Genomic DNA, 20,234 nt, shown 5'->3' with positions numbered 1-20,234 from the left:
CTCGACGCTATCTGGCAACAGGCTTAAATAGGCTCCCGTCGGGAGTGTCCACCCATGAACGAGAAAACCGAGGAACTCCGTGATATCTTCACCGACGTGACCGACGGTGAGGCAACCGTCACCGAATCGCAGGAGGATACCCGCGGCTCCCTCGAGCGAGACGAACGCTCGGACGAGGAACGCCTCCGGAGCGTCGTCCAGCAGATGCGCGAGCGCTACGCGTTCGAGACGCCGCTGTCCGACGACGAGCTGATCACGGTCGCCAGAGGCTTCTACGACGGGCAAAGCGACGCCGACCTCGCTGCCGAACTCGGGGTCGACGAAGCCGTGGTTTTCGACGCGCGGCTGTCCTTGCACCTCATCGACGAGGCCGACGCCGACGACTTCGACCTTGCGGCGATCCGCGATCGCGAGGAAGACGACGCAACGCTGGCCGACGAGTACGACGTCACCGAGGCCCAGATCCGTCGCGCTCGCCGCGTCGCCGAGGCACAGACCCAATCCCGAACGGCGAACGACCGCTACCGCGACGAGTTCGACAGCATCCTCGCCGACGCCGACCTCACCGAACGCATGACAACCGACGTTCGCGAAGACGGCCTCGAGGACGCGACGGAGGGGATGGAGACGGACGTGGACTTCTAGAACCAACCTTTTACGCTGTCGTTCGAGAGAGCTTCGCGCTCTCGTGACTGAGCGAATCGAAGATTCGCAATGTCCGCGAAACCTTCGGTTTCGCTTGATGACGAGACGCCGAAGGCGTCTCGAACCACGCTCTCTCCCGTTGGTCGGTCGCTCGGTAAAATCTCGAGAGAGCGAAGCTCTCTCGGACCTCGCGGGAGCGAAGCTCCCGCTTAGGGTTGATCAAAAGCACTCCTCCTTCCCCTCCAGCCGCGCATCGCGCGGCTTCCGGGTCAGTCGTCGGCCCGCTCGCTCACCCTGCGGGTTCGCTCGCGGGTGCAACGGTGTGACCATTCTGCCATCCGTGCGAGACTTCTTATAGGAAGCCGCGGCCAGACGACCCATGACTCACACCCACGTCTCGTTCAGCGATCTCCGGACTGCTGCCTACTGCGCGCGGAAGTGTTACTATCAGCGCGCGCTGCCGGCCGAAGAGCGCGAGCCACCGCCGGAAGTCACGTCGATCCGTGACCTCGAGCCCCGCTACGAAACGCTGCTCGAGACCCCACTGGATACCCTCGAGTCTGAGCCCATCGCCGTTTCACCCAGTCGCTACCGCGAGCGGCTGGCGGCGACGAAACGGCGTCTCGAGGACACAGGCGACTGGGAACGGCTTCGTAACCCCACCGATAGGGACGTGTTCGCGACTGGCCGCCACTGTCGTGGGATCGTCCACAAGGTGCTCGCCGATCCGCTCGAGCCGGCGCTGATTTCGTCGGGTGCGCCGCCCGAAACCGGCGTCTGGCAATCGCAGTCGGTTCATGCGGTCGCGGCCGCGAAGGCGCTCGCCTGGGAGCACCAAGAATCGGTCGAGCGGGTCTGGCTCGAGTATCCGGCCTACGGCGTGATCCGGTCGGTCGGTATGACGACCAGAAGAAAAGCCCAGTATCGCAGCGCGCTCAGGACGGTTCGCGAGTTGGACGGGCCACCACCGCGAACGAAGGCTCGGTCGAAATGTGATGCCTGTGAGTTCGCCACCGAATGTGGGGTCAAAACGCGGACCTTGCGGTCGCTACTGGGGCTTGGCTGACGGTGTATCAGTGCGTCTCGAGCCAGCCCTCGATCTCGTCGGCTTGCGCGCCCCGGCGGTGGATCGTCGCCGATGAAACGTCGACGACGGTACTCTCGGTCCCGTCCGTTTTGCCGCCGTCGAGAACCACTGCGGCACCCTCGCGGATCTCGGGATCGAGGTCGGCGAGTTCGCGGACGCTCGGCTGGCCGCTGACGTTTGCACTCGTCGCCGTGATCGGCGTGCCGGCCCGTTCACAGAGTCTGAGTGCGAGAGGATGATCCGGCACGCGGACGCCGACGCGGTCGCGATCCGCCGTGAGTTCGTCGGGGACAGCCTCGCGTCGCCGACAGAGGACCGTCACGGGCCCGGGCAGAAACGTCGCCATGAACCGCCGCTCTCGTTCGGTCGCGCGGACGTACTGCAGCGCCGACGGCACCGACGGCACTGCAAACGACAGCGGCTTCGATCGATCGCGTCCTTTCACCTCGAAGACCCGCTCGACGGCGTCGGGCTCGAGTGCCGCCGCGCCGAGGCCGTAGACGGTCTCGGTGGGGTAGACGACGAGCTCCCCGTCGTCGATCGCCTCGGCTGCACGGTCGAATTCGCTCATTCGATTCGAACTCGACCGATCTCGAGCAAAAAGCTGTCGCTCGGACCTGTGTTACTCGAGGCCGAGGTCGGTCTCGAGATCGTCGTAGTCGGGGAACTCGGGCCAGTCGGTGGCGACCCACGCGCTCTCGACGGTGCGATCCGCGTCGATCGCGAAGAACGCAACGCGGGGTTCGCTGATGCCGGTCATCCCGTCGAGGTCGTGTGCGATGCCGTAGGACTCGGCGACCTCGTTGCTCGGATCGGCGAAGAATCGGAACGGGTAGTCGTTGTCCTCGATAAACCGCGTGACTTCATAGGGAGTCGAGGCCGTGAGACCGACGACTTGGCCCGCACGCTCGTCCCAGTCGCGGGCCGTGAGTTCGTCCCAGACGTACTTCGCGAGGAACGAACCGGTCATCGGCGTGAACACGAGGATAGTTGGGCCGTCACACTCGTCGACGAGCGCCGACAGCGACCGGTCTTCCCAGAACTCGTCGGTAACCAGCGGGCGGGTGAACGCGGGCGCTGTCTCGCCGGGGTCGGGATAGTCCGCTGGACCGAGGTCGACGACGTCGAAGCCGAGCATCAGTCTTCACCTCCCGCGCTCGCCGCTGCTGCGCCGGGATGGTCGGTGCCACCGTCGCCGTAGGTCGTCTCGAGGTAGCCGACGATGTTTTCGCTCTCGGCCATCGTGACGCCGGTGGTGTCGTCGACGATGACGGGAACGGTTCGGACGCCGGCGACGCGTTTGACGACGTTTCGGTCCGAGTGCATCGGTTCGACGAACCGCGATCGGTAGTCGAGGTCGTACTCGTTCAACAGCCGGGCGACCCGCTCGCAGAACGGACAGCCCTGCAGTCGGTAAAACGTGATCGGTGACTCGGCGGTCTCACTCATGGACGACTGTAGCGCAAACGACCGGGTAAACGTGTCGTCGGCGGCGGCGATGGCCGTCATTGATCGTCAAATAGGAAACTGTTAACCGATTCAGGCATAAGGCTGTATATCAATGGCGTTGTCTCCGCCCTTCGAGACCGTGTTGGCTGTGTACGAGCTCCCAGTGGTGGGACTCGAGATCGATCAGTCGGTGGTGACGATCCTCGGAGCGCTCGCCCTCGTCGGACTCGTTGGTCTCTCTGCGTTCTTCTCGTCATCCGAAATCGCGCTGTTTTCGATCCCGAAACACCGCGTGGAAGGGATGGCCGAAGACGGGATTCCTGGCGCAGAGCGTGTCAAGGCGCTCAAGGAGGACCCACACCGGCTACTCGTGACGATTCTCGTCGGGAACAATATCGTCAACATCGCGATGTCGTCGATCGCGACGGCGCTCCTCGGACTGTATCTCGGTGGTCTGACGGCCGTCACGGTCGCCACGCTTGGGATCACCGCCGTCGTCCTCCTCTTTGGTGAGAGCGCACCCAAGTCCTACGCGGTCGAGAACACCGAATCCTGGTCGATTCGCGTCGCCCGACCGCTGAAAGTCGCCGAGAAGCTGATGTTCCCGCTCGTCATCCTCTTTGACTACCTCACCCGGCAGCTTAACCGTCTCACGGGGTCGACGACGGGTGCGATCGAGACGCCCTACGTCACCCGCGACGAGATTCAGGAGATGATCGAGTCCGGCGAGCGCGAGGGCGTCCTGGAAGAAGAAGAACACGAGATGCTCCAGCGAATTTTCCGGTTTAACAACACGATCGTCAAGGAGGTTATGACGCCGCGACTGGACATGACGGCGGTGCCGAAAGACGCCGCCATCGACGAGGCGATCGAGACCTGTATTCAAAGCGGCCACGCCCGTGTGCCGGTCTACGAGGGGAGTCTCGACAACGTCTTGGGAGTTGTTCACATCCGCGATCTCGTCCGCGATCTCAACTACGGCGAGTCCGGCACCGACGACCTCGAGCTCGCCGATCTCATCCAGCCGACGCTGCACGTCCCCGAGTCGAAAAACGTCGACGAGTTGCTCTCGGAGATGCGCGAAAACCGGATGCACATGGCGATCGTCATCGACGAGTTCGGCACCACCGAGGGGCTGGTGACCATGGAGGACATGATCGAGGAGATCGTTGGCGAGATCTTAGAGGGTGGAGAGGAACAGCCGATCGAGGCGATCGACGACGACACCGTCCTCGTCCGTGGCGAGGTCAACATCGAGGACGTCAACGAAACCCTCGAGATCGATCTCCCCGAGGGTCAGGAGTTCGAGACCATCGCCGGCTTCATTTTCAACCGCGCGGGTCGACTCGTCGAGGAGGGCGAGGAGATCACCTACGACGGTGTCCGCATTACCGTCGAGACCGTCGAGAACACGCGGATCATGAAAGCGCGACTCAAGAAACTCGCAGTACGCGACGACGACGAAGCGGAGAGCGACGGCGAGGCTGCCGCGCTCGAGGTCGAGGAAAACGAGAGCGAGCGGTAGACGAGCGTTAGTGCTCTCCGTTGACGATCGCTGCGACATCGCGTGCGACGGCGGGCGGGACGACGAGTCGACGCGGCCCTTGAACGTACTGTCCCCCTGGCTGGGCGTAGCTGAGCGACAGCACGGCGGTATCGCCGATCGGGCGGACTGTGACATCCTCGATCACAGCGAGATCAATCGCCTGTTTCGGCTCGTAGAGGTAGATCGTCTGTGCGTCGCGGTCGAACGTGCCGACCGACTGCAGAAACGAAGCTAGCACGAGTGCGACGAGTGCAAGCGGGAGCAACAGTGTGACCAGCGCGGTGAAGGGGCTGGCACCGACGGCCAGCAATTCGTTCTGTGAGATGTACCGGCCGACACCCAGCAGCGAGCCGATAACGACTCCCATCACGACCGTGCCGACGGCAGCGTCCATCGCTCGATCCAGACGTGCCCCCGACGGGGCGTCGATCGGGAGCCGCTCGAGATACCGCTCGGTGTCGTCCGTGGCGGCGAGCGCGAGAACCGTTGCGGCCAGCGCCGCGAGAAGGGCAATAATGACGATACCAGCGCCGACCCCGCTGGCCATTCTGTACAGTCGCCAGCTGACGACGATAATGATCGCAGCGAAGAATGTACCGACGCCGAAGGTCCAGAGCAGCCGAACGGTACGCGAGGTGCTCGCGTCGCGTCGCCACTGGACCGCATCGTCGGGGAGCTCGGTGCCGTCGACGGCGTCCTCGTCCATACTCGATCTCACAACCCGTCGTGTAAAGACCGTTCGATGTCGCTCGACAGACGTGATCAGGCGGGCGGCTCGGCACTTGCCCGGCTCACAGCAGGAGCGTCTCGACAGCGGTGTAGCCGATGTAGCCGACGGTGATCGAGCCGGCGAGCGAGCCGACCCACGCAAGGACGGTGACGCCCATCTTGCGAGCGCTGACGCCACCGCCAGCGCCGGCTGCCGCGTAGCCGCTGCCGATGATCGCGCTGACGATGATCTCGTTGAACGAGACCGGAATGCCGAAGAACACGGCGGCCTGGGCGATAATAAACGATGGGATCAGCGCCGCGATCGATCGGCGCGGCCCAAGCGAGGAGTAGTCCTGTGAGATCGCCTTGATCATCCGCGGCGCACCGGTCCACGAGCCGAGCAACAGGCCAAAGCCGCCGCCGACGAGCATCGCGAGCAGCGGTAACTCGATCTCGTTCGAGAGCGGGATCAGCGGGCCGATCGCGAGCCCGACCTGACTGCCGCCGGCCGAGAAGGCGACGAGGCCGCCGAGGATGAGCAGGAAATGTCGCTCGCCGCGTTCGGTTCCCTTGCCGAGATCGAACGCGATCACACCTGCCCAGATCGCTGCGATGACCAGCGTGGCCACAGCGGTGCCCGCGACTGCGGGGCCGGGAAGCGAGCGTCCTGTCACCTGTGCGACCGACGCGCCGCCAGCGCCCGAGCCGAGGACCGCGAATTCGATGTTGGCGACGATCGCGCCGACGACGGCGGCCAGCCCGATGACGAGGTGTTCCTCTGCGATCGCGTCGGCCCGGAGTGCTCGAGCGACCGCGTACGCAATAGAGCCGCCGACGAACGGTGTGAGCACCCAGAGGGTGGCGATCTCGGTGTATTTCGCCCACGCTGGGTCGCCGCCCATGGCGAGGCCGGTGCCGATGACCGCGCCGGTGACGGTAAACGCCGTCGCGATCGGATAGCCGGTGAAGATGCCGATCGCCACCAGTGCGGCCGCGATGAGCAAGGCGAGCGTGGCGGCGGTCGACGACAGCGTCACGCCGCCGATAAGTTCGGTCCCGACCGCCTCGGAGACGTTCGCACCCTGTAATACCGCGCCAGAAAAGCCAAGCAGCCCGACGAGAAAGCCGGCTCGCATCACCGAAATCGCGTTTGCGCCGACTGCTGGAGCGAACGGGGTGGAGCCACTCGAGCCGGCACCGATCGCCCAGGCCATGAACAGACTCGCGACCGCGGCCACGGCGAAGGCTCCGACTGTGGCGATGTCGACCATCTACTCCCTTCCTATTGGGTGATCCTACAAGTGTGTGCCGACCTTCGGCTGAGACGGTCTGCTGTCACGAGTTCCCGGTGGGCCCGCAGGACGGTCGCGGGTGCACCGACACTGACTGACAGGAGCCCACTGACAGCAGCGCTGCCGGTCGTCCCACGGCTGACGCGTCCGTTCGCCTCAGTTCGTCGTCGACTTGGAGTTGTCGTCGGGTTCGGGTGGTGGCTCCACGCCTTCGATAGCCTCGGCAGCGTCGGTATCCTTCTCGATTTCGACGTGCCAGCGGTCGATCTCGTCTTCGTACTCGGCGAGGCGGTCGGAGACGACCTCTTTGAGTTCGTCGTCGTTGACGTTGATCTCGAAGACGAACCGCTCGCCGTTGTCGCCGTTGCGCGTCGACTGCTGGATGTTGGCGCTGACGAGTTCGTTGTCGAAGTAGTACGGCGCGAGCTGGGTCATCACGTTCTGATAGACCGTGTCCTCGACCCGGCGCAAGGCCTTGTGCCCCGCGGAGTCGGCCGCTCGCGCGACGTAATCGATCGACTCCTTCCAGGTGCCGACCGCCGCCTCGGCGTCGTCGTCCTCGAGCCGTTCGTACGACTCCGAGAGTTTCTCACCAGCGGTTTTGATGTCTTCGTCGGGTCCTTTCCCGGCCTTTTCTCCTTTGCCCTCCTCGACGCTGGCCTGATCGGCCGTCTTCTCGCTGACGTCCGAATCGAGGGTCTCGTGGGCTTTGGGACGCCATTCGTCCCACTCCTCGAAGGCGGCGGTGTAGTCCGCGTCGGCGGCCTCTTCGGAGTCGTGGACGTCTACCTCTCGAAGCGCGCGCGTGATGCGCTCGCCGTGTTCGACGATGTCGCCCCAGTCACCGCGAACTTTGAATCCCGAGATGCTCTCTTCCATTCGACTGGCCGACTGATAACGTGCGAACGAGTATAAACTTCTCTGCCGGCACTCGTCAGGGCGACGACCGCGTCTCGCTGCCTGTCACACGGCATCGGTACGCCACGCACGTGTGTTGTGCCCGCCGTCCACGGGTCTCAGTGTGTGGATCGGCGCTGATCGATACTGTGAACTACCCGGCGAGTGGCTGTTGGGATATGCCGATTGAAGACCGCGATACCGCTTATCTCATCACGCACGCATTGGCGAAGGATACACTCTCGCGCCTGCGCGACGTCGAGACCGAGCAGGTCAGCTTCCGGAAGGGGCTGGTCAAACTCGGTCGGATCTGTGGTTACGAGATCATCGATGGGCGGATGGAAACCGAGTACGTCGAGATCGAGACGCCGCTCGAGCCGACGATGGGCGAGCGTGTCAAGGGACTGGACGACGTGGTCATCATCAACGTCTTGCGCGCCGCGACGCCGTTCGTCGAGGGACTGCTGAAAGCGTTCCCGCGGGCGCGACAGGGTGTCATCAGCGCGAGCCGTGACGAGGAAGCGGGCCGCGACGAGGATGGTTCGTTCCCGATCACGGTCGACTACGTCAAACTGCCCGAAATCACCGAGGAGGACACGGTCATCATCGCTGACCCCATGCTCGCGACGGGGAGTACGATGTGTACCGTTCTGGATCACGTCATCGAGAACTCACCCGAACCCGAGAACCTGATCGTCCTCTCGGCGGTGTCGGCACCGGAAGGCCTGCTCCGCGTCGGTGAGACGTTCGACGAGGCCGATCTGCTGACGGTCTCGATCGACGACCGACTCGACGACGACGGGTTCATCGTCCCCGGTCTCGGCGACGCCGGCGACCGCGCGTTCCGGACGACGTGAGACGGACTCCTGTCAGTCAGTACCGGCGTACCCGCCAGTCGTGCTGGTGCGCCGGGAACCAGTGACAGCAGACCGTATGAGCCGCTTGCGCGCTGTCTCTCACTGAACGGGACAACGGACTTTTGCGGATCAACTGCTATGAGCTACAGCGTCGTCGACCCGGACGACTGCGAGTACGTCGATAACTGCCCCTGCGATCTCCGTCGACTGAGCGACGCGGCCAGGATGGACGCAGTCGCGATCGATCGCTTCGATGCAGTACCGGGCGAGCAGCTCCCGCTTGCCTACCACTACCACGAGACTCAAGCGGAGAGGCGTTCGTCGTCCTCTCGAGAACGCTGCACGTCGAGACGCCCGAGGAAGAGTTCACCGTCCCCGAGGGATCGATATTCGCGGCCGAACCCGAAGCACCCTACCGGGCGTACAACCCCGACGACGCCGACGAACCGACCTCGCTGATCGCGATCGGTGCCCCGCCGGTCGACGACGCTGTTCCGTACGAGTTCGACGAGGAGCGGAGCCGCTGACAGAATCACTGCACACCCGATCGCGCGACGGTTCTGCGTCGGTTCGATTGTTGTGCGGACGATTCGGACTCGAGTGATCCCCTTCGACGCTACGATGTCGTGTCGCAGGTGTCGATTCCGAGCAGCGTATTCACCGGACAGCGCTGGATGACCGCAGTGGCGAGGAGGTCGCTGCCGGCGACGAACGCGAGCGTGCCGAGTGTCTGCTGTCTGGTTCGATAGCCGACGACGAGGAGCCCTGTCGCGAGAAGCACACGCCCGACCCGATCGATTCCACAGACGTTCCTGTCCATGCTCGATCGAACACGCCGAAGCCGAGTATAGATTCCCTTGCCTTCGCCGGGGTCGGTCGAACCCGATCGCTGCCGACAGTTAGAATGCCAATTATATACTTATATTATGCAACACAGCTAATATAGATGAACAAACATTTGGTAGCTGTCCACAATAAGTAACAGAACTACACGCATAGGCCTTCGAAATTGATAATGCATAAATAGTCTCGCTATTATCGTGAAAGTATGTCATACGATCTCAACAGACGACGGTTCGTGGCGGCAGCAGGCGCTGCCGGGTTGACAGCGCTCGCCGGCTGTAGCGGCGAGGGCTCGAGCGGCAACACGCTCTCGTGGCACGCCGGCGGGACCGGCGGCACGTACTACCCGCTCTCGAACAATTTCAAGACGATCGTCGAGGACAACACGGACTACTCGCTGCAAGTCCAGTCGACCGGTGCGAGCCTCGAGAACGTCGGCAGCCTCAATCGCGAGGACGCCGAGTTCGCGCTGATTCAAAACGACATCGCCTACTTCGCGGTCAACGGCACGGGCCACAAGGACCTCGAGGGTAACGCGATGGAGAACATTCGCGGCGTCGCGACGCTGTACCCCGAAACGATCCACGTCATCACGCAGGCCGATTCCGGCATCGAGACGATCGCGGACCTCGATGGTGCGACGGTCAACACCGGTGACGCTGGCAGCGGGACGCAGGTCAACGCGTTGCAGATCCTCGAGACCGCCGGCATCGAGGAGGGTGACTTCACCGAGCAGAACACCGACTTCGATACGGCGACCGACCAGATTCGCGACGGCGACGTTGACGCGGCGTTCGTCGTCGGCGGCTGGCCGGTCGGTTCCGTCGAGAACCTCGCGACCAGCGCGGACATCTCGCTCGTCGAGATTGGCGGCGAGACCCGCGAGGCCGTCATGAACGACGCCGAGTGGTTCGCCGAGGATACGATTCCCGCCGACACCTACGGCGGCATCAGCGAGGCCGTCGAGACGGTCTCGGTCCAGGCGATGATCGCGACCCACGAAGGTGTCGACGAAGCGGTCGTCGAAGCCGTCACGACGGCGATCTTCGACAACGTCGACGCCGTCGACCAGAAGTCCGAGTTCATCTCCGTCGACTCGGCACAGGACGGCATGCCGATCGACCTCCACCCGGGCGCTGCGGCATACTTCGGCTAAGCCAAACAGCACAACCGTCTCCGTATTTACCGACCGTGAATCGCCCACCGTACCGCTATCTGGCCGTTATCGTGGCCGTCCTCGTACTGGTTGGAGCAACAGCAACCGTCACGTCGACCGCGTCGGCACAGCGACAGCTCGTCGTCACCGATACTGACACCAACGAACAGTTGCTTTCAGTGCCGGTTGACGATGGCGACGTCGTGACGCTCTCGTACACTCACAGCGTCGAGAAGACGACCGTCGAAGATATCTACGTCGTCGACGGGACCCAGCTCCGAATGGACCGAATGGTGTTTCATTCACACGGCGCTGGCCTGCCGTCGGATGCACCGATCGAGACGACCGACGAGGGACTCGTCCTCGAACTCGACAAATCGTACGACGAAATCGGCGTCGTTCCGGGCTCGATCGCCGGACACGAACTCATCGTCGACGGTGAGCGCTACGATCTCGTCTCGCTGTCCGACGACGCAGTCACTCTCTCGGTAACCGAGCGCACGCTCGTCGACGAACTCCGCCAGTCTGCGGCCCGAGCTGTATCGATAGACGAACCGAGAAGTTCACACATGATACCATGAGTACAGACACACAGGACGCGGAGTCTCTTTCGAACGAAGAACAGGACGAATTACTACAGGAGGTTGAGCGAAGTCGCTCCCATCAGGGTCTGTCGGCTGCACTCGTTGCGCTGATCGGGATCACGTTTTCGGCGTTCCAGATGTGGATTGCAGCCCGCAGCTATCAGTTCAGTGTGACGCTGCCGGGCGTCGGCACCGTCGAAATCGCGTCGCTCCAGCCGTTGCAGGTGTACGCGATCCACGTGACTTTCGCACTCGTCCTTGCGTTTCTGTTGTTCCCGGCAAGCACTGGCGACGGATTCGTCGCCCGCCGACTCGGCGCGATCGTTCCCGCTGTCAAAGGCCGGTTCGGTCCGGACAGCCCTGTCACACGAGCCGTCGAACGACTCCGTGACGGCGTCCGATGGGCAGCTATCGACCCGAGCCTACGTCGGATCACGCCCCTTGACGCCTGTCTTGCCGTCATCTCGCTGTTCCCAGCGTACTACATCGTCACCTCGTACGACGAGATCAAGCAGTTGGCGACATTCGGCATCCAGTCGGGCGCACCGCTCGCTGAGTCCGTTCCGCCACAACTCGAGCCACTCGCCGTCGGCCTGACCACGATCGTACCACTCGAGGGGCAGTCCGGTGCGTTCCTGCTTGGCGCACTCGGCATCCTGCTCGTGCTCGAGGCAACGCGCCGGACGCTCGGCGTCGTCCTCATGTCGCTGATCGCGTCGTTTATCGTCTACGCTCGCTGGGGGTATTTCATCCCGAGCGATTCGGCCATCGGGGCGCTGGCGATCCAGCCCGACACCTGGGCGAGCATCGTCTACGACCTCTGGTACACTACGGAGGCGGGCATCATGAGCACGCCCGTCTCCGTCAGCGTTCGCTTCATTTATATATTCATCCTCTTCGGGGCCTTCCTCGAGATGAGCGGCGCTGGCAAGTGGTTCATCGATCTCGCCTACTCGATGACCGGCACCAGAAAGGGTGGCCCGGCGAAAGCGAGCGTCGTCTCGAGTGGCTTCATGGGGATGCTGAGTGGCTCGTCGATCGCCAACACGGTGACGACGGGTGCGTTCACGATCCCGCTGATGAAGCGCTCGGGCTACTCGCCCGAGTTCTCCGGCGCGGTCGAAGCGTCAGCGTCGTCGGGCGGGCAGGTCCTCCCACCGGTGATGGGCGCGGCCGCGTTCCTCATCGTCGAGTTCACCGGGACAGCGTATTCGGACGTGATCATGGCCGCAACCCTGCCCGCGATCGCGTTCTTCTTCGGGATGTGGGTCATGGTCCATTTCGAAGCGGTCCGCGGTGGGATCGGCGGCCTCGCACGCGGTGAACTCCCCGACGGCTTCGCGAAGTTCCGCAGCGGCTGGTTCTATCTGATCCCGCTCGCGCTCCTGATTTACTTCCTCGTCATCGCTCGTCTGTCGATCAACCGCGCTGGCTGGTACACGATCATCGCCATCACCGCGTTGATCGCCGTCGTGGCCGCCTACGACGAGCGCAGCCGCGTGCCGTTACTCGGCTCGATCGCTTCGATCACGCTCGCTCACGCCGCGGCCTTCGCGACGTACGGCGTGGGCCTCGGGTCTGCGGTGCAGGTCTTACTCGGCCTCGAGTCGGCTGCCGACCCGTACGCGCTCGGTGCCGCAGCGGGCGCTGCCGTCTCGGAGCTCGGGACGATCGCGATCCTCGTCAGCGTCGCCTTCCTGCTCGCCCGACCACGGGCGGATGCACCGCTGCTTACCCTCGACGACTCGATCGACGACTCCGCCCGTCGGAGTGCGAAATCGCTCGGTTGCCCGTCGCTTGCCGACAACGCCGGCTACCGCTTCGGGACGTTCGTCCTGAAATCGATGGACTCGGGCGCACGAACCGCGACCACAGTCGTGATCGCCGTCGCAGCGGCAGGCGTCGTCCCCGGCGTGATCAGCGTCTCCGGGCTCGGCCCGAACCTCGCGGCGCTTATCGACGCCGTCAGCGGCGGGTCGATACTGCTCCTGCTCGCTTTGACCGGCGTCGCCGCGATCATCTTCGGGATGGGGATGCCCACGACCGCGATGTACATCATCCTGGTCGCGATGCTCGGCGCGCCGATGGAGGAGCTGGGCGTCTGGGTTGTCGCGGCACACCTCTTCATCCTCTATTTCGGCCTGATGGCTGACGTCACGCCGCCGGTCGCCGTCGCCGCCTTCGCCGGCGCAGGCGTCGCCAAAGCTGACGAACTCAAGACCGCGACCGCCGCGTTCCTCCTCTCGCTGAACAAGATCCTCGTCCCGTTCGCGTTCGTGTTCTCGCCGGGCATCCTGCTCGCGCGCAACGTCGATGGGACGTGGGGACTCATCGGCTGGGGAGACGTCATGGACCTCGACTTCTTCCTCCCAGAGGTCGTCGTTCCCATCCTCGGGATGTTCCTCGGCGTCTACGCACTCGGTGTCACGATCATCGGCTACCAGTACTCGTCGGTCGACGCCGGCACACGCGCGCTGTACGCGATCGCCTCGATCCTCTTGATGGTGCCCGAGATCCCACTGCTCGTCCTCGAGGGCGCACTCGCACTCGTCGGTGTATCCACCGGACTCACTGGTCTCACGGCGACGTTGCTGTTGCGACTGCTCGGGCTGGCTATCCTCGTCTCGCTGTCGCATCGCAATTACACGCGACTGTCCGGGTCCGAACTGGAGTCCGCCACACCGAACCCGGGCGAAGCGTAACACACGCGTCGCGTTTCGGTTCACGCTCGCTGTGAGCGTGGCCGATCGGATGATGGTCGCCGTTCAGACGGACTCCTGTCAGTCAGTGCCGGCGGGACCGCGACCGTCCTGCGGTTCCATCGGAAAGCGTTACAGCAGACCGTCTCACTCGAGGCCAACTCGACCGCTCGTCGCGCTGCGTAGCCGATCCCGGAGCGCCTCGGCCTCTGCGAGCGGGACACGCACGTCGAATCTCACGTCGGCCTCGTAGTCGGCGTCGAACTCGTAGCCTTCGCTTTCTAAAATCGAGCGGACCGTTCCAGAGTCGTCGTAGTCGACGGTGATCCCGACTTGCTCGTGTGGGCGCTCCTCGACGACGCCGGCTGCCTCGACGGCCTCTTTCACCGCCCGGGAGTAGGCCCGGACAAGTCCGCCGACGCCGAGGTTCGTCCCGCCGTAGTAGCGGGTCACGACGACCGCACAGTTCTCGAGCTCCTGCTGGCTGAGGACGTTCAGCGCCGGCTTGCCCGCCGAGCCGGAGGGTTCGCCCTCGTCGCTTGCATACTCCCGGAGAAAGTAGCCCTCGCCGTCGTCGTCAGTCCGGACGCGGTAGGCGGGGACGTTGTGGGTCGCGTCTGCGTACTCGTCTTTGACGGCGTCGATAAACGCCTCGGCGGCGTCGGCGGAGTCGACCGGTCGGACGTGGCCAATGAACTCCGAGCCCTGGACGACGAACTCGGCGGTGGCGGCGTCGGCGACCGTCCGATAGGCATCGCTCACTGCCGCTCACCTCTCGGGTCATATTCCCACTGTCGGCGCTCGAGACTGGCCATGACGCAATTATTCCGGCTGGTGAAAAGAGCCCGTCGGTCCCCTCGTCTAGCGGCTACAGATGGGCCGTCAGGTATGTTTCGCCCCGACCAGTACGTTATTATTTCTCTATGCGGTGTGTGGGCACATGGAACGCGAGGCGATCGATCCCCAACTCGCGGACGAGCTCCGCAGCGTTTGCCGGACGACGGTGGGCGACGAACTCCGTAGTATCACGTACTTCACTGAGGACGTCGTCGAACAGCTCTATCTCCGGTCAGATCTGGAGCAAACGGCTGATCTGGTCGGATTCGCCGACCACGAACGGCTGGGCTTTCACTCCCAGTCGGCCTACCGCAACACGCAACTCGGCGAGTATCAGGCGACGATCCGCATGTTCGAAAACGGCTACCTCTCGCGAGTTATCCGCGGTCCCCACGGCGTCTGGGTGACGGTCGACGCCATGTCGATCGATCGATTCGAGGAACTCACGAGCGCGCTCGAGGCGGTGCTCACCGACTTCGCGGACGTCGTCGACGGCGACTCCCCCGACTACTGAAGTTCAATCTTCCGGACGAACGCGAGGTCGCGGAGTTCGGTGATCACCTCGCCCGGCAGTTCCTCGTCGGTGATCAGGTAGAGCCGCGGCTCGTCGGTGAATTCGGGATCTTCGCTGATGGTCTGGCGGATCGAGATGCCGTTGTCGGCGAGTGTCCCCGTGACCTCGGCGACGATTCCCTCCTGTTCGGCGTCGTCGGGCGTGATCGTCAGCACCGTCAGATCCAGCACCGGCGCCAGGTCCATCAGGCTCGGCACCTGCGAGATGTTCTGAAAGATACGCCGGAGTTCGTCGTCCTCGAGGATGACATCGGTCGTCGAGTCGACGACCCGTCGGTCGACGCCGATCTCGCGGGCTATCCCCGTGTTCGGAATTTCGATGCCGCCAGAGACGACTCGTCCATCGTCGTTGACGGAGAACCCGCGCTCGAGCAGCAGGCGGATCACGGCCTGCTGACTCGGCGACCCCTCGAACTTCTCCATGATCTCGTCGAACATTCGTTGTCGTCCCTACGGATGCGTGGCTATAATGTCCGGCGATCGGTCGTGCCCGGTGGTGTTGCCAACGGGTTGTGTTCGCAGTCGATCCGGTGTCGAGACTGCTGTCTGACGGATGCTTTTTGCGCCCGGCCACATGAACTGCCACTATGCGAGAACTTCGGACCTGTGACTTCTGTGCTGCCGACGCCGTCGGCACGTTCGCAATCGTTCCACCCGAATTCGAGCCGACGGAGGCCGAACAGCGCCGCGTCGTCTGCTGTCCCGACTGCCGGGATCGCCTCGAGACGCTGCTCGAACCGCTGCTCGCCCGCCTCGGGGCCGACGACGCGACCGACGGTAACCACCCCGAAAGCGAGTCGGTCGTCACGACCGCCGACAGCGCGACGGCTACTCGATCTCGAACCCCGTCGTCGAACGCGACCGTCTCGGACGCTGCCGCTGACGAGCGCGCCGCTCCCGACACGTCCGACCGCGAATCCGCTGGCGACGAGTCGGATTCGGAGACGAGCGAGTCCGACGCAGACATCGCTGCGTCCGACCCAAGCACTGACGAAGCAGACGCTGACGCCGACACCACGAGCCTCGCGGGTGGCATCACGCTCGAGCGCGACGAACAACCGGACGACACCGGCTCAGAACCGGCGGACGCGGCTGACGATGCCGACGCACTACCCTCGTCGGCGAGCCCGCCGCGGGCCTATAACAAGGTTATTCGACTCCTCCGAAACCGCGAGTTCCCTATGCAGCGACGTGCCGTCGAGGAACTGGCTGCGGGAGCCTACGATCTCGAGAGCAACGAGGCCGACGCGATCGTCGACTACGCCATCGAAGACGGCGAGTTCGTCGAAAACGGCGGGAAACTGCGTCGTCCGTAGCGAACCGAGGGCTGCCTACAACGTGCCTTTCGTACTCGGCGTTCCCTCCCGGCGCTCGTCGATCCGGGTCGCATCGTCGAGGCTGCGGGCCAGCGTCTTGAACAGCGCCTCGACCTCGTGGTGGGCGTTCTCGCCGTCGACCTCGAGGTGCAGCGTCAGGCCGGCGTTCATCGCCAGCGACTCGCCGAAGTGACGCGCCATGTCGCTGGTGAACCCCCCGATCTGTTCCTGGGAGAACGCCCCGTCGAAGTAAAACCGTGGCCGACCGCTCACGTCGACGACAGCTCCGGCGACGGCTTCGTCCAGCGGCACTTTCCGGTCGGCGTATCGGACGATCCCCGAGCGATCGCCCAGCGCCTCGTCGAACGCCTCGCCGAGGACGATCGCCACGTCCTCGACCGTGTGGTGATCGTCGATCTCGAGGTCGCCGTCACACTCGACCTCGAGGTCGAACAGGCCGTGTTTGGCGAACGACGTCAGCATATGATCGAAGAAACCGATGCCGGTGTCGATCTCGGCCGTCCCGGTCCCGTCAACGGTCATCGTACACTCGATCGATGTCTCGGCCGTCTCGCGCGTGCGGGTTGCCGTTCGCTCGCTCATGCCGAACTCATACCGTCCCCGGTACAAGGCGGTTCCGCTCGCCCCCGCAGCCGTCGGTTCGGATGGCTAATTTGGCTTTCGTTTGTCGATATACTCGAGACGTCCTTAGAATCGGTTGTAAAACGTCTGGTTGGATTTGAGATGGTATGAAAACATTAGGCAATTCACAAGACGTGCGTGAAACGGACCGAAACCATCCCAATTTTCGACCCGTTATATGATCCGTGGTGTGAATGTCGTATTCGAGAAGAGGTGTTTCGTCTCGATGTCAAACTCCCCCGTTTCAAATGACGCGATCGCCCCCTCGAGCCCCGAGTCGGAGGCTAACCGCAACCGAGCCTCGTGGCTGCTGCGCTCACTCAAAGGGCCAACGCAGTTTCTTTCGTTTTGGATCGCGATCGCGCTCCCGTTCGTCCATCTCCCGTTGCTCGCACAGGGGCTTGGCGATCCCGACGTGACGCTGGTGTTTCTCCTCTTGCTCGTAGCCAACGTCTTCGCTCTCTACGTCGGCCACGGATACAAACAAGAGTGATCCGGTCGGCTATCGGTCGGTGCCGACCGGGTCAACGATCCACCCTTGGCTGGTCAGCGCTCAGACGGTCTGCTGTGACGCTTTCCGGTGGAACCGCAGGACGGTGTCCCACCGGCACTGACTGACAGGAGTCCGTATGCATCGTCTCCTCACTCCGAACCGTTATCCTGCCGGTCGTTGACACGTCGGTAGATGGCGCTTCGCGTCGACTGGCGCTCGAGTTGTAGCCTCGCCGGAACGGTCCTGAAGTGGCTCGCGATCCCGACGATCGTGCCGCTCGCGCTCGCCGTCGTCGACGGAGACGATCCGCTCCCGTTTCTCGTCACGCTCGTCGTCACCGTCGTCCTCGGAGCGGGCCTCGAGGCGCTGACCGACAAGCGCGAGATCGGCCAGCGGGAGGCGTTTTTGATGGTCGCGCTGACCTGGCTCAGCGTCGCGCTGGTCGGGGCGATTCCGTTTCTCGTCGCGGGGACGGGGGTGTTCGCACGACCGGTCAACGCCGTCTTCGAGAGTACGAGCGGCGTGACGACGACGGGTGCGACCGTGATCGCAGAGTTCGCGGTTCACTCCCGCGCGATCATGCTCTGGCGGGCGATTCTGCAGTGGCTCGGCGGTCTCGGCATCCTGATCGTCGCGATCGGCCTGTTCTCGCACCTGCTCGTTGGCGGTGCCCAGCTGATGGAGACCGAAACCCAGACCCGAAACGTCCACAGGCTCCATCCCCATCTCGACCAGACGGCTCGTCTCATCTGGGGGCTGTACGTCGGGCTGACGATCCTTACGACGGTCGTTCTGTTTACCTTCCACGTCGCCGGCTTCGCACCCGAGATGGACTTCTACAACGCCGTCGCACACGCCCTGACCAGCGTCTCGACTGCCGGCTTCTCGCCCCAGCCCGACAGCATCGGCGCGTTCTCGCCGGTCGTTCAGTGGACGCTGATCCCCGTCATGATCGTCGGCGCGACCAACTTCGTAATACTGTACGCCGTGACGCAAGGCGAATTCCGGCGCCCGCTCGAGTCCGCCGAGTTCCGGTTTTATCTCGGTGTCCTCGCGTCGATCACGACGATCGTGGTCGTCACCCTCGCGCTCGATCCCGATCTCGCGATGGGGCTCGAGCCGACGATTCGCCACGGCCTGTTCAACGTGGTGTCGATGGTGACGACGACGGGCTATGCCTCGGCGAACTTCGATCTCTGGTCGCCCGGTGCAAAGCACATGCTGTTTCTCTGTATGTTCACCGGCGGGATGGCCGGCTCGACGACGTGTTCGATCAAATCGTTTCGCTGGCTGGTGGTCCTCAAGGCGTTCCGTCGCAACCTGTTTCTGGCCGTTCATCCGGATGCCGTTCGGCCGCTTCGACTCGACGAGACCGTGGTCGACGAGGAGACCATCGGCGACGTCTTCACGTACGTCACCCTCGCGTTGGTCATCTTCTTCCTGTTGACGGTCGTCATCGTCGTCGACGCTGCCCGCGTCGGCAATCCAGTCAACGAGTTCGACGCCCTTGGCGCGGCCGCCTCGATCTTCCTCAACATCGGCCCCGCGTTCGGCGTTGCCGGCCCGTTCGACAACTATCTCGCGTTCTCACCGCTGACGCGAACCGTGATGATCGTCATGATGTGGATCGGTCGCATCGAGATCATCCCCGTGCTCGTGTTGTTGACGCCGGAATTCTGGAGGTCCTAGAACCAACCGGTTGCTCGGCGTCCGGTCGGAACCTCGGTACCGGAGATCGTATGACCCACACGGCCCCCGCGTCGTCTAGTCGTCGGATTCGACCGCAGCCTGCGCCTCGGCGAGCGTGAACGCGCTCTCGTACAGCGCGCTGCCGACGACAACCGCGGCCGCGCCGGCGCCTTCGAGCGCCCGGACGTCCTCGAGCGTCGCGACACCGCCGCTGGCGATCACTGGAATGTCCGTCGCATCGACCAGTTCGCGGACGGGTTCGGTCGCGACGCCCTCGAGTTGGCCCTCGACGTCGACGTTCGTAAAGAGGATCGCGGCGGCCCCGAGGTCGTCGTAGCGTTCGGCGGCCTCGACCGGCGAAATCCCGGCCCCTTCGGTCCAGCCTTCGACGACGACTTCGCCGTCTTTTGCGTCGAGGCTGACGACCACGCTGTCGGGGTGTTCCTCGCTAATTTCGGCGACTATCTCCGGGGTTTCGACCGCCGCGGTGCCGAGGATGACCCGGTCGACGCCGCGCTCGAGGAGATCGATAGCATCCGCAGCGGTGCGGATCCCGCCACCCAGTTGGGTCGGCACGTCGACGGCGTCGATGACCGCGTCGATGGCGTCGGCGTTCGCTCGCTCCCCCTCGAACGCGCCGTCGAGGTCGACGAGATGCAGCGTCTCGGCGCCGGCGTCGATCCACCGCCGGGCGGCCTCGACGGGCTCGCCGTAGGTCTTTTCGGTGCCGCGTTCGCCCTGGACGAGCTGGACGACCTCGCCATCTTGGATATCGACCGCCGGGATCACTTCGAACGCCCCGCTCGCGTCGTTGGCATCAGTGCGCATACTCGAGTGCGCGAGGCCGGCGCGAGTAAAAGCGACGGTTTCGCCGACCGCCATCGCCGCGGCATTGTTCCCGATCTAGACAGAATCGTT

The 20,234-nt window shown here is 63.9% G+C and carries 22 protein-coding genes and 1 pseudogene; 12 read left to right on the top strand and 11 right to left on the bottom strand.

Annotated elements, in window-relative coordinates; genetic code table 11:
* Nucleotides 1-54 precede the first annotated feature (54 nt).
* Both ACERI1_RS06570 and ACERI1_RS06565 read left to right on the top strand, forming a co-directional pair.
* The gene (locus tag ACERI1_RS06570; RefSeq protein ID WP_373617274.1) at nucleotides 55-645 is read left to right on the top strand and encodes a conditioned medium-induced protein 4; all 591 of its coding nucleotides are present in this window, start codon (nucleotides 55-57) and stop codon (nucleotides 643-645) included.
* 379 nt (nucleotides 646-1,024) lie between these two features.
* Nucleotides 1,025-1,711, top strand: coding sequence for a hypothetical protein (locus tag ACERI1_RS06565; protein ID WP_373617272.1), 687 nt, complete (start codon nucleotides 1,025-1,027; stop codon nucleotides 1,709-1,711).
* 7 nt (nucleotides 1,712-1,718) lie between these two features.
* On the opposite strand, the gene ACERI1_RS06560 is transcribed toward ACERI1_RS06565, so the two are convergent.
* Genes ACERI1_RS06560 through ACERI1_RS06550 form a run of 3 tightly spaced genes read right to left on the bottom strand, consistent with a single transcriptional unit; the run spans nucleotide 1,719 to nucleotide 3,181 of the window.
* A complete protein-coding gene (locus ACERI1_RS06560) occupies nucleotides 1,719-2,303 on the bottom strand; it encodes an L-threonylcarbamoyladenylate synthase (protein ID WP_373617271.1) in 585 nt (194 codons plus the stop codon).
* Between the two features lie 51 nt (nucleotides 2,304-2,354).
* Complete coding sequence (locus ACERI1_RS06555) at nucleotides 2,355-2,870, bottom strand: redoxin domain-containing protein (RefSeq protein ID WP_373617270.1); 516 nt, start codon at nucleotides 2,868-2,870, stop codon at nucleotides 2,355-2,357.
* Nucleotides 2,870-3,181 carry a glutaredoxin family protein gene (locus tag ACERI1_RS06550; protein ID WP_373617269.1) on the bottom strand — a complete coding sequence of 104 codons (312 nt, stop codon included), beginning with the start codon at nucleotides 3,179-3,181 and terminating at the stop codon, nucleotides 2,870-2,872. Before ACERI1_RS06550 ends, ACERI1_RS06555 begins: the two co-directional genes overlap by 1 nt.
* 112 nt (nucleotides 3,182-3,293) lie before the next feature.
* Here ACERI1_RS06550 and ACERI1_RS06545 point away from each other — a divergent pair, with 112 nt between their 5' ends.
* Complete coding sequence (locus ACERI1_RS06545) at nucleotides 3,294-4,706, top strand: hemolysin family protein (RefSeq protein ID WP_373617268.1); 1,413 nt, start codon at nucleotides 3,294-3,296, stop codon at nucleotides 4,704-4,706.
* Between the two features lie 7 nt (nucleotides 4,707-4,713).
* On the opposite strand, the gene ACERI1_RS06540 is transcribed toward ACERI1_RS06545, so the two are convergent.
* From ACERI1_RS06540 to ACERI1_RS06530, 3 genes are all read right to left on the bottom strand, one after another.
* Complete coding sequence (locus tag ACERI1_RS06540; protein WP_373617267.1) at nucleotides 4,714-5,433, bottom strand: hypothetical protein; 720 nt, start codon at nucleotides 5,431-5,433, stop codon at nucleotides 4,714-4,716.
* Between the two features lie 85 nt (nucleotides 5,434-5,518).
* On the bottom strand, nucleotides 5,519-6,709 hold the full coding sequence (locus tag ACERI1_RS06535) for an anion permease (protein WP_373617266.1): 1,191 nt from the start codon (nucleotides 6,707-6,709) through the stop codon (nucleotides 5,519-5,521).
* A 177-nt stretch (nucleotides 6,710-6,886) separates the two neighbouring features.
* A complete protein-coding gene (locus ACERI1_RS06530; RefSeq protein WP_373617265.1) occupies nucleotides 6,887-7,609 on the bottom strand; it encodes a DUF5828 family protein in 723 nt (240 codons plus the stop codon).
* 197 nt (nucleotides 7,610-7,806) lie between these two features.
* Between ACERI1_RS06530 and upp the strand changes: the two genes are divergently transcribed.
* Both upp and ACERI1_RS06520 read left to right on the top strand, forming a co-directional pair.
* Nucleotides 7,807-8,484 (top strand): uracil phosphoribosyltransferase, encoded by a 678-nt coding sequence (gene upp / locus ACERI1_RS06525; protein WP_373617264.1) that lies wholly within the window; start codon nucleotides 7,807-7,809, stop codon nucleotides 8,482-8,484.
* A 138-nt stretch (nucleotides 8,485-8,622) separates the two neighbouring features.
* Nucleotides 8,623-9,011, top strand: a pseudogene (locus tag ACERI1_RS06520) (cupin domain-containing protein).
* A gap of 89 nt (nucleotides 9,012-9,100) precedes the next feature.
* On the opposite strand, the gene ACERI1_RS06515 reads toward ACERI1_RS06520, so the two are convergent.
* Nucleotides 9,101-9,304 carry a DUF2892 domain-containing protein gene (locus ACERI1_RS06515; RefSeq protein ID WP_373617263.1) on the bottom strand — a complete coding sequence of 68 codons (204 nt, stop codon included), beginning with the start codon at nucleotides 9,302-9,304 and terminating at the stop codon, nucleotides 9,101-9,103.
* A gap of 228 nt (nucleotides 9,305-9,532) precedes the next feature.
* On the opposite strand from ACERI1_RS06515, the gene ACERI1_RS06510 reads away from it, so the two are divergent.
* The 3 genes from ACERI1_RS06510 to ACERI1_RS06500 are packed head-to-tail and all read left to right on the top strand — an operon-like array spanning nucleotide 9,533 to nucleotide 13,769.
* Nucleotides 9,533-10,483, top strand: a complete 951-nt coding sequence (locus ACERI1_RS06510; protein ID WP_373617262.1) for a TAXI family TRAP transporter solute-binding subunit — start codon at nucleotides 9,533-9,535, stop codon at nucleotides 10,481-10,483.
* Nucleotides 10,484-10,518: 35 nt separating this feature from the next.
* A complete protein-coding gene (locus ACERI1_RS06505; protein ID WP_373617261.1) occupies nucleotides 10,519-11,064 on the top strand; it encodes a DUF1850 domain-containing protein in 546 nt (181 codons plus the stop codon).
* Entirely contained in the window at nucleotides 11,061-13,769 is a 2,709-nt protein-coding gene (locus ACERI1_RS06500; protein WP_373617260.1) for a TRAP transporter permease, read from the top strand. The genes ACERI1_RS06505 and ACERI1_RS06500 overlap by 4 nt, the downstream gene beginning before the upstream one ends.
* Before the next feature lie 144 nt (nucleotides 13,770-13,913).
* On the opposite strand, the gene ACERI1_RS06495 is transcribed toward ACERI1_RS06500, so the two are convergent.
* Nucleotides 13,914-14,528 carry a YigZ family protein gene (locus ACERI1_RS06495; RefSeq protein WP_373617258.1) on the bottom strand — a complete coding sequence of 205 codons (615 nt, stop codon included), beginning with the start codon at nucleotides 14,526-14,528 and terminating at the stop codon, nucleotides 13,914-13,916.
* A gap of 178 nt (nucleotides 14,529-14,706) precedes the next feature.
* Here ACERI1_RS06495 and ACERI1_RS06490 point away from each other — a divergent pair, with 178 nt between their 5' ends.
* Nucleotides 14,707-15,117, top strand: coding sequence for a hypothetical protein (locus tag ACERI1_RS06490; protein WP_373617257.1), 411 nt, complete (start codon nucleotides 14,707-14,709; stop codon nucleotides 15,115-15,117).
* Here the strand turns inward: ACERI1_RS06490 and ACERI1_RS06485 are convergent.
* A complete protein-coding gene (locus ACERI1_RS06485; RefSeq protein ID WP_373617256.1) occupies nucleotides 15,111-15,614 on the bottom strand; it encodes an amino acid-binding protein in 504 nt (167 codons plus the stop codon). The two genes, ACERI1_RS06490 and ACERI1_RS06485, sit on opposite strands and share 7 nt — an antisense overlap.
* 149 nt (nucleotides 15,615-15,763) lie before the next feature.
* On the opposite strand from ACERI1_RS06485, the gene ACERI1_RS06480 reads away from it, so the two are divergent.
* Nucleotides 15,764-16,492 (top strand): hypothetical protein, encoded by a 729-nt coding sequence (locus ACERI1_RS06480; protein ID WP_373617255.1) that lies wholly within the window; start codon nucleotides 15,764-15,766, stop codon nucleotides 16,490-16,492.
* Nucleotides 16,493-16,507: 15 nt separating this feature from the next.
* Here ACERI1_RS06480 and hisB read toward each other — a convergent pair whose 3' ends face one another.
* The gene (gene hisB, locus ACERI1_RS06475) at nucleotides 16,508-17,095 is read right to left on the bottom strand and encodes an imidazoleglycerol-phosphate dehydratase HisB (protein WP_373617254.1); all 588 of its coding nucleotides are present in this window, start codon (nucleotides 17,093-17,095) and stop codon (nucleotides 16,508-16,510) included.
* Between the two features lie 265 nt (nucleotides 17,096-17,360).
* On the opposite strand from hisB, the gene ACERI1_RS06470 reads away from it, so the two are divergent.
* Both ACERI1_RS06470 and ACERI1_RS06465 read left to right on the top strand, forming a co-directional pair.
* Entirely contained in the window at nucleotides 17,361-17,627 is a 267-nt protein-coding gene (locus tag ACERI1_RS06470) for a hypothetical protein (protein WP_373617253.1), read from the top strand.
* 192 nt (nucleotides 17,628-17,819) lie between these two features.
* Complete coding sequence (locus ACERI1_RS06465; protein WP_373617252.1) at nucleotides 17,820-19,316, top strand: TrkH family potassium uptake protein; 1,497 nt, start codon at nucleotides 17,820-17,822, stop codon at nucleotides 19,314-19,316.
* A gap of 75 nt (nucleotides 19,317-19,391) precedes the next feature.
* Here the strand turns inward: ACERI1_RS06465 and hisA are convergent, their stop codons facing one another.
* On the bottom strand, nucleotides 19,392-20,144 hold the full coding sequence (hisA, locus tag ACERI1_RS06460) for a 1-(5-phosphoribosyl)-5-[(5-phosphoribosylamino)methylideneamino]imidazole-4-carboxamide isomerase (RefSeq protein ID WP_373617251.1): 753 nt from the start codon (nucleotides 20,142-20,144) through the stop codon (nucleotides 19,392-19,394).
* Between the last annotated feature and the right edge of the window lie 90 nt (nucleotides 20,145-20,234).

Origin of the sequence: Natrinema sp. HArc-T2 (assembly GCF_041821085.1) — an archaeon.
Lineage (GTDB): Archaea > Halobacteriota > Halobacteria > Halobacteriales > Natrialbaceae > Natrinema.
This window is presented reverse-complemented; position numbering and strand designations above follow the sequence as displayed.

Coding starts and splice junctions, on each gene's coding strand:
- ACERI1_RS06570 (WP_373617274.1), top strand. CDS start 55: ATGAACGAGAAAACCGAGGAACTCCGTGATATCTTCACCGACGTGACC.
- ACERI1_RS06565 (WP_373617272.1), top strand. CDS start 1,025: ATGACTCACACCCACGTCTCGTTCAGCGATCTCCGGACTGCTGCCTAC.
- ACERI1_RS06560 (WP_373617271.1), bottom strand. CDS start 2,303: ATGAGCGAATTCGACCGTGCAGCCGAGGCGATCGACGACGGGGAGCTC.
- ACERI1_RS06555 (WP_373617270.1), bottom strand. CDS start 2,870: ATGCTCGGCTTCGACGTCGTCGACCTCGGTCCAGCGGACTATCCCGAC.
- ACERI1_RS06550 (WP_373617269.1), bottom strand. CDS start 3,181: ATGAGTGAGACCGCCGAGTCACCGATCACGTTTTACCGACTGCAGGGC.
- ACERI1_RS06545 (WP_373617268.1), top strand. CDS start 3,294: ATGGCGTTGTCTCCGCCCTTCGAGACCGTGTTGGCTGTGTACGAGCTC.
- ACERI1_RS06540 (WP_373617267.1), bottom strand. CDS start 5,433: ATGGACGAGGACGCCGTCGACGGCACCGAGCTCCCCGACGATGCGGTC.
- ACERI1_RS06535 (WP_373617266.1), bottom strand. CDS start 6,709: ATGGTCGACATCGCCACAGTCGGAGCCTTCGCCGTGGCCGCGGTCGCG.
- ACERI1_RS06530 (WP_373617265.1), bottom strand. CDS start 7,609: ATGGAAGAGAGCATCTCGGGATTCAAAGTTCGCGGTGACTGGGGCGAC.
- upp (WP_373617264.1), top strand. CDS start 7,807: ATGCCGATTGAAGACCGCGATACCGCTTATCTCATCACGCACGCATTG.
- ACERI1_RS06515 (WP_373617263.1), bottom strand. CDS start 9,304: ATGGACAGGAACGTCTGTGGAATCGATCGGGTCGGGCGTGTGCTTCTC.
- ACERI1_RS06510 (WP_373617262.1), top strand. CDS start 9,533: ATGTCATACGATCTCAACAGACGACGGTTCGTGGCGGCAGCAGGCGCT.
- ACERI1_RS06500 (WP_373617260.1), top strand. CDS start 11,061: ATGAGTACAGACACACAGGACGCGGAGTCTCTTTCGAACGAAGAACAG.
- ACERI1_RS06490 (WP_373617257.1), top strand. CDS start 14,707: ATGGAACGCGAGGCGATCGATCCCCAACTCGCGGACGAGCTCCGCAGC.
- ACERI1_RS06485 (WP_373617256.1), bottom strand. CDS start 15,614: ATGTTCGACGAGATCATGGAGAAGTTCGAGGGGTCGCCGAGTCAGCAG.
- ACERI1_RS06480 (WP_373617255.1), top strand. CDS start 15,764: ATGCGAGAACTTCGGACCTGTGACTTCTGTGCTGCCGACGCCGTCGGC.
- hisB (WP_373617254.1), bottom strand. CDS start 17,095: ATGAGCGAGCGAACGGCAACCCGCACGCGCGAGACGGCCGAGACATCG.
- ACERI1_RS06470 (WP_373617253.1), top strand. CDS start 17,361: ATGTCAAACTCCCCCGTTTCAAATGACGCGATCGCCCCCTCGAGCCCC.
- ACERI1_RS06465 (WP_373617252.1), top strand. CDS start 17,820: ATGGCGCTTCGCGTCGACTGGCGCTCGAGTTGTAGCCTCGCCGGAACG.
- hisA (WP_373617251.1), bottom strand. CDS start 20,144: ATGCGCACTGATGCCAACGACGCGAGCGGGGCGTTCGAAGTGATCCCG.